A 7327-nucleotide genomic window follows, 5' to 3' on the forward strand; every position below is an offset into this window, starting at 1 on the left:
AAGTATATCATATTAAATACAAATTATTTATCTTTTTCACATTAAAGAATTATTATTATCTATTCTTTTATCACTATTATAATTATGCTATAATGCAGTTGATTGGAGGCGTGCAATGGAACATCAAGTTCATGTAGGTGACATTGTTGATGTGACCATTACTGGTATTCAACCATATGGTGCATTTGCTTTATTGCCTGATGGAAGTAGCGGATTAATCCATATATCAGAAATATCTGATGGATTTGTTCGTGACGTAAATCAATTTGTCTTTTATGGAGAACAGGTTAAGGTAAAAGTCATTGATATAGATAACGTCCATCACCAGGCAAGGCTTTCTTTAAAAGCAGTCGCGAAAAAGAGACGTTTTCGCAAAAGAAAGTCAATCGTGGAAACACCTAAGGGTTTTAATCCACTAAGAGAAATGATGCCTCGATGGATCAGTCGAGGAATCGCAAAGGAGGAAGATGTATGATCAACGTTGATTTAAGTAAAGCTAAATTAACAGAAAGCATGGAATCATATAAGGACAGAGTCGCAGAAGTTCATGATATGATCCACAACAAAACAGGAGCAGGTAATGACTTTTTAGGATGGGTTGACTTACCTACTAACTACAACAAGACTGAAGTAGAAAACATTAAGAAAAAAGCTGCAGAATTATCTGAAGAAATTGATGTTTTATTAGTTTGTGGTATCGGTGGTTCTTATTTAGGCGCAAGAGCTGCTATTGAAGCAATCAATGGTCTTTACCCAACAAACAAGGTTCAGATCATCTATATTGGTAATACATTCTCTGCTACTTATTTAGCACAGGTTAAGAACTATGTAAAAGATAAAGAATTCGGTATTAATGTAATTTCTAAGTCTGGTACAACAACTGAAACTTCAGTTGCTTTCAGAATCTTCAAAGAATTACTTGAAGAAACTAAGGGTAAAGAAGTAGCTCAGAGAAGAATTGTTGCTACTACAGATGCTCATAAGGGTGCATTAAAGACTTTAGCTGACCAGGAAGGTTATACAGAATTCGTAGTTCCTGATGATATCGGTGGACGTTATTCTGTATTAACTGCAGTAGGTTTATTCCCTATCGCAATGGCTGGTATCGATGTTGATGCAATGTTAAAGGGTGCTAAAGATGCACAGGATAAATACAACAATCCAGATCTTCTTACAAACGATGCTTATCAGTATGGTGTTGCAAGACAGATGTTATTAAAGGCTGGTTACCCAGCTGAAATGTTTGTAACTTATAACTTACAGTTGCAGCAGACTGCTGAATGGTGGAAACAGTTATTTGGTGAATCTGAAGGTAAAGAAGGAAAAGGTATCTTACCTACAAGTGGTACTTTCTCAACTGACCTTCATTCATTAGGACAGTTCATCCAGGAAGGTTCTAAGGTTTTATTCGAAACTGTATTAAAGATTAAAGAACCTCAGATGAACTTAGAAATCCCTAGTGATGCAGAAAACTTAGATGGTTTAAACTATTTAGCTGGTAAGACAGTTGATTATGTTAACCAGAAAGCATGTGAAGGTACTATTGATGCCCATGTAAATGTTGGTAACGTACCTAACATCCAGATCACTCTTGATCATGTTGATGCATATAGCTTTGGTTATATGGTATACTTCTTCGAAAAGGCTTGTGCAATGAGCGTTTACCTATTAGGTGTTAACCCATTCAACCAGCCAGGTGTTGAAGTTTATAAAAAGAATATGTTCAAGCTTTTAGGTAAGCCTGGATATTAATAAGAAATCCCGCACTTGCGGGATTTTTTTGTACAATGTGATAAGTTTGTAAGATATTGTGATGTTTTTCACAAAGAATAGTAGATAATCTTTTTTTAATCAGTATAATGGAAGTTAGATAATGTTAAAAAGATAGTAGTGAAGCAGAAGAAATTGTTCTTCTGTTTTCATTTTACTAGAAAGGAGACAAACATGAAGAACATTACTATTATGGGTGGTGGCGTTCTAGGATCACAGATTGCATTCCAGGCAGCATATTGTGGTTTTGATGTAACAATCTGGTTAAGAAGTGAAGGCAGTATTGGACGTACACAGCCTAAGCTTGATTCTATCAAGCAGTCTTATATTGATGCAATTAATCTCATGGATATTGATAAATCTATCAATACATGGTGTATGGGTATTGCAGGCTATGATGATTTCGATAAGGAGAACTGCCTAGAAAAGGTAGAACGTGCTTATTCTACAATCAAGCTAGAGCTTGATATGAAAACAGCAGTTAAACATGCTGATTTAGTCATTGAATCTATGACAGAAAATATGGAAGCTAAGAAGGATGTCTATATAAAGATGGCTCCCCTACTTCCTGATAAGACAATTCTAGTGACTAATTCTTCTACTATGCTTCCTAGTAAATTAGCTAAGTTTACTGGTAGACCTGATAAGTTCCTTGCCTTACACTTTGCAAATACGATCTGGAAGAATAATATGACAGAAGTTATGATGCAAGATAAGACAAATAAGGCTTATTTTGATGAGATTATGAAATTTGCGAAAGAAATTAGAATGATTCCATTACCTGTCAACAAAGAAAAATCAGGATACTTATTAAACTCTATGTTAATCCCATTATTATTCTCAGGTATGGATTTAATGGTCAATGGTATTTCTGATCCTGAAAGTATCGATAAAGCATGGACTTTAGGTACAGGGGCACCTAAAGGACCGTTCCAGATTCTTGATACAGTAGGTTTAAAGACTGCTTATGAGATTGTTGGTATGTATGTAAAGATTCCTGGCTTCTTAGCCCCTTATAATTTCAAAGGTATGCATAAGATGTTGAAGTCTTATATTGATCAAGGAAAATTAGGATATAGTACTGGTGAAGGATTCTATAAGTACAAAAAATAGCGCATGGTGACATGCGTTTTTCTATGTGTAATTTATCGAATAAAGTGCTGCACCTAATGTGACCGAATGATAAACAGATGAAACACAAAAACCACCCTGAAAAATACTTTTTTCATGGTGGTTCAGTATGTGACGTCTCAAATTGTTAAGAAACAAAGAATTAAATTAAATCGAATAGGACATGTAGTAAAAACTTTTACTAGATTTGTCTAGCTGCAATAAATCCTTCTCGAACTGCATCATAAATTTGACGCACTTTCTTACTATCTCCTACGTTATAAACTTCAATATCTGTATTTTCTTCTAGCTGATTAGCTAAATCATACTGAGGAATGAATCCTGCCGCAATAACAACATTATCAACAGCAACTTTATTTTCATTACCCCATCTATCAGTTAAAGTAATTTCCTTATCATCAACCGCAACTAAACGTTTGCCAGTCATGATTTTGATATCTGATTGGGCAATAGTAATACTATAAGCCTGACAAGAAGAACCAGGATTAGCTAAGAATCTATCTGCCATTTCTACAACAGTAACATTTTTTCCTTCTCCATTCAATTCTAGCGCAGTTTCAGCTCCTGTAATTCCTCCACCAATTACTGCAACATTTTTACCTTCAACCTTTTTAGATCCATTCAAGTAATCATTTGCACAAACGACTGTACTTCTATCACTACCAGGAACATCTAGTGTTCTTGTTTTTCCGCCTACTGCAATAACAACAGCATCAAATCCACCATTAACAAGCATATCATAGTTTGCTTCTTCTTTAACTACAGTAATGTTAGGATCATTAGTAATATGATCTTCATAGTAATGAATTAAACGTCTAATATTTGCTTTGTTATCAGGTTTACTAGCTTCTACCATGGCGCCACCAAAACTTCTTTTTTCAAAAATAGTGACTTTATGTCCACGTAAAGAAGCAGTTAATGCAGCTTCACATCCTGCTGGACCAGCACCTACAACTGCAACATTTTTCTTAACTTCAGCCTCAACGACAGGTTTACATTCAAATCTATATAAAGTTGGATTTACTGTACAATGAATTGGTGTATGGCCTAGCATACCTTTATCAATACAACCAATCATACAGTTGATACATGGTTTAATATCTCTTGCTTTTCCTTCTTTAGCCTTTTTAGCCCATGCTGGATCTGCTAATTGAGAACGGCCTAAAGCAACAAAATCACCATTTCCTTCTGCTAACATCTTTTCAGCTTCTTCAGGAGAGAAAATATTATGTCCAATGAATACTGGAATATGAACAGCATCTTTAATCATTCTTACATGTTCAGCATTAAATGCATTTGGTAATAAGAATTGTCTAGATGCTGTTGCATGTGTTCCACCCATTATATTTAAATGAGATACTCCTTCTTTTTCTAATGCTTTAGCAACTTCGACTGTTTCTTCAATACGAATTCCATCTGGTTCCCAGTCATCAGTACTCAATTTAACACCAATAGGGAAATCTGCTCCACATTTTTGTTTCATATTTCTTACAATTTCCAACAATAATCTCATACGATTATGCAAGCTTCCACCATACATATCAGTACGCTTATTATCATGTGGTGATAAGAAATTTGTTGGAATACAACCAGCAGCACCATGAATTTCAATAACTTCAAATCCTGCTTTTTTTGCTCTTAAAGCAGCATCACCAAATTTTTCTACTAAATCATGAATTTCTTCAATAGTTAATGCTCTAGGTAATTTAAATCCCATTTCATACCATGGTTCATAAGTAATAGGTGAGGCTCCAATAACATGAGCACTACCTACAAATCCTGCATCTCTACCAGGATGAGCCAACTGTAAGCCAGGTGTAGCTCCATGTTCTTTTACAGTTTCTGCTAATAAAGTCAATCCAGCAATAAATTCGTCTTTATCGGCTCTTAAACCACAAGATGTCATTGGCACAGGCACAGCATTATCCATAAAAATAAGCCCTGCACCACCATCAGCAGCTTGTGCATAAGCTTTAATTTGTCTATCAGTGACTGTTCCATCAGGATTTCCTAAATAAGTTCCCATAGAATTACGTACAATTCTATTTTTAATAACAACATTTCCAATTTTTCCTTTTTCAAATAGATGAGGATAATATTTGTTTTTCATACTTTAGCTCCTTATATTCTTCATAATTTATATAAAAAATGATATAATTATGGTAAATTATTAACAAGCAACAAAGTAATCAAAAATGTTGCATATGCAACTTTATAATGATAACGGTTGCATAGGGAAGAAAAAATGGGCGAAGACTTAAGAACTATAAAAACACAACAAAATATCCAATCACATTTTCTTAAATTATTAGAAACATATAATTTTAAAGATATTACCATTAAATCATTAATTAATGAATGTAAAATCAATCGTTCTACTTTTTATAGAAATTATGAAGATAAATATGATTTAATTTATAAAATAACAGAAGAACTTATTACAAAATTCAAAAAAAATATCAATGCTCAATTTATCATTCTTGATTTCAAAAAAGAGAATGACTTTAAGCCATATTTTATCCCCTTATTAGATTACTTCAATAAACATAAAGATATTTTTATAATACTATATAATAATGAATTACCTATAAATATATTTGATGAGATGCTTTCAATTTACAGCCAATATTTATTAGATGAACTTATTTGCCATTATCATATAAAAGATTCTAAAATCAAAATTGCTAATTATTTTACAATACTTATTGCGTCTAATATCTTAACTGCCATAAAATGGTGGCATTTAGAAAGCCCACAAACATCAAAAGAAGAAATGTTACAAATTATTACTATTACTATCACTAAAGGTATTCTGCCTAGTTTACATTCTCAATTTATATAAATATTTTACACTTCAGTCCACTAAAATTAATTATCTTCCAAAATGTAAATCAGGATAGCTCACGGAATGTATTTTTATTTTGGGTCTTTATTATAACTGGAGGGGATATAAATCCTTTCCAGTTTTTTAAGTTCCTATGACGACAAGTTATTTTACAACCTAAGAAAGAGGATCCACATATGAATTTGAGTAATAGAAAGGAGATAGCTTTCGCTATCTCTTGCACTCCTTCAGCATTGACACGGATCCCGTTTTTTATGCATAAAAAAGTCAATCCAAAGATTGACTTAATAAGAAATTGGAGCGGGTGATGGGAATCGAACCCACGTAGTCAGCTTGGAAGGCTGAAGTTCTACCATTGAACTACACCCGCATAGGATGGTGACTCGCAGGGGATTTGAACCCCTGACCCTCTGATTAAAAGTCAGATGCTCTGCCATCTGAGCTAGCGAGTCAAAAAAGATGGCTGGGATAACTGGATTCGAACCAGTGAAATGACAGAGTCAAAGTCTGTTGCCTTACCCCTTGGCTATATCCCAATAAAGATGGTGGGGAGGGACGGATTCGAACCATCGAACTCGTAGAGAACTGAGTTACAGTCAGCCGCGTTTAGCCACTTCGCTACCTCCCCACTGGTGCCGACTAGAGGAATTGAACCCCCAACCTACTGATTACAAGTCAGTTGCTCTACCAATTGAGCTAAGTCGGCAAATATTGAGCTATAAAATAAAATGGTGGAGGTTAACGGGCTCGAACCGCTGACCCTCTGCTTGTAAGGCAGATGCTCTCCCAACTGAGCTAAACCTCCGCTGCGGGTACTATATTATCATCATATTTAGTCTAAGTCAACAGAAAATAGAATTTTTTTTGTAGTTTTGTATATACGTATATTTGATTAAATGACGGTTTATTTAATTTTTATCGATTTTTTCAAGTTTTTTTCTGTTTTGTTTGCTTTTTGTTATAAGAACGATTACAATTTAACTGTATCTAGTAATAGGTACATTTTAAAGGCTCTTGTTTAAGGCCGCTCTCAATGACACATACATTTGCTTTCCTTATTCAAGAGCTTTTATTGTGTCATGAGAGCATTTTTTAATTTGACAAATACTCTAATAAAGACTATATTCATTAAAACAGAGAGGTGATAGTATGCAAAGATTCACGTTTGATGATGAAGATGACTCTATTAAGGATACTAAGAGAGAGAATTCTATTCAGCAGGAAGAAAAAGAACCTGAAGTTAAAAAAGTTGTTAAGACAAAAGTGAAACATAAGAGATCACATTCTTTACCTAAACGTACTAAGACTAAGGTAAAGTATAAAGAGAAATCACATCCTGTCATGACTTTTATTAAGACTTTTGTGTTATTAGTATTACTTGTGATTATATTAGTAGCACTTGCATTTGGTGTACGTTTTTATTTAGATAACCCAGAAACAGTAAAACAGTGGTTCTGGCAAGGTTATCGTTATTTATTTAGATAGAAAAAGAGGTCCTGATTGGCAATGGTATTAAGTTAAACAAAACTAATACCATCAGGTAATTAAGTTAAGGTGTCAGCTATATAAACGGCAGACACC

Annotated in this window: 6 protein-coding genes and 6 tRNA genes; 5 read left to right on the forward strand and 7 right to left on the reverse strand. The window is 34.1% G+C overall.

All coding sequences use genetic code 11. The features are described from left to right. Positions 1–115: 115 nt before the first annotated feature. The 3 genes from EAI80_RS04865 (at position 116) to EAI80_RS04875 (ending at position 2883) form a co-directional block, all read left to right on the forward strand. Complete coding sequence (locus EAI80_RS04865; RefSeq protein ID WP_006506415.1) at positions 116–475, forward strand: CvfD/Ygs/GSP13 family RNA-binding post-transcriptional regulator; 360 nt, start codon at positions 116–118, stop codon at positions 473–475. Continuing rightward, positions 472–1752, forward strand: a complete 1281-nt coding sequence (locus EAI80_RS04870) for a glucose-6-phosphate isomerase (protein ID WP_129981150.1) — start codon at positions 472–474, stop codon at positions 1750–1752. Before EAI80_RS04865 ends, EAI80_RS04870 begins: the two co-directional genes overlap by 4 nt. Positions 1753–1944: 192 nt before the next feature. After that, entirely contained in the window at positions 1945–2883 is a 939-nt protein-coding gene (locus tag EAI80_RS04875; RefSeq protein WP_129981151.1) for a 3-hydroxyacyl-CoA dehydrogenase, read from the forward strand. 199 nt (positions 2884–3082) lie between these two features. On the opposite strand, the gene EAI80_RS04880 is transcribed toward EAI80_RS04875, so the two are convergent. Beyond that, positions 3083–5011 carry an NAD(P)/FAD-dependent oxidoreductase gene (locus EAI80_RS04880; protein WP_129981152.1) on the reverse strand — a complete coding sequence of 643 codons (1929 nt, stop codon included), beginning with the start codon at positions 5009–5011 and terminating at the stop codon, positions 3083–3085. Positions 5012–5146: 135 nt separating this feature from the next. Here EAI80_RS04880 and EAI80_RS04885 point away from each other — a divergent pair, with 135 nt between their 5' ends. Next, entirely contained in the window at positions 5147–5743 is a 597-nt protein-coding gene (locus EAI80_RS04885; protein ID WP_129981153.1) for a TetR/AcrR family transcriptional regulator C-terminal domain-containing protein, read from the forward strand. A gap of 299 nt (positions 5744–6042) precedes the next feature. Here EAI80_RS04885 and EAI80_RS04890 read toward each other — a convergent pair. The 6 genes from EAI80_RS04890 to EAI80_RS04915 form a co-directional block, all read right to left on the reverse strand. Further along, positions 6043–6116: transfer RNA gene (locus EAI80_RS04890), tRNA-Gly, on the reverse strand. A gap of 6 nt (positions 6117–6122) precedes the next feature. Then, positions 6123–6198, reverse strand: a tRNA-Lys gene (locus tag EAI80_RS04895). Positions 6199–6206: 8 nt separating this feature from the next. Continuing rightward, positions 6207–6282, reverse strand: a tRNA-Gln gene (locus EAI80_RS04900). A gap of 7 nt (positions 6283–6289) precedes the next feature. Next, a tRNA-Tyr gene (locus EAI80_RS04905) sits at positions 6290–6374 on the reverse strand. Positions 6375–6376: 2 nt separating this feature from the next. Further along, positions 6377–6452, reverse strand: a tRNA-Thr gene (locus EAI80_RS04910). Between the two features lie 23 nt (positions 6453–6475). Then, positions 6476–6551, reverse strand: a tRNA-Val gene (locus EAI80_RS04915). A 344-nt stretch (positions 6552–6895) separates the two neighbouring features. Here EAI80_RS04915 and EAI80_RS04920 point away from each other — a divergent pair. Then, positions 6896–7231 (forward strand): hypothetical protein, encoded by a 336-nt coding sequence (locus EAI80_RS04920; RefSeq protein ID WP_117458379.1) that lies wholly within the window; start codon positions 6896–6898, stop codon positions 7229–7231. The last annotated feature ends 96 nt before the right edge of the window (positions 7232–7327 follow it).

Origin of the sequence: Catenibacterium sp. co_0103 (genome assembly GCF_004168205.1) — a bacterium.
GTDB classification, from domain to species: Bacteria; Bacillota_I; Bacilli_A; order Erysipelotrichales; family Coprobacillaceae; genus Catenibacterium; species Catenibacterium mitsuoka_A.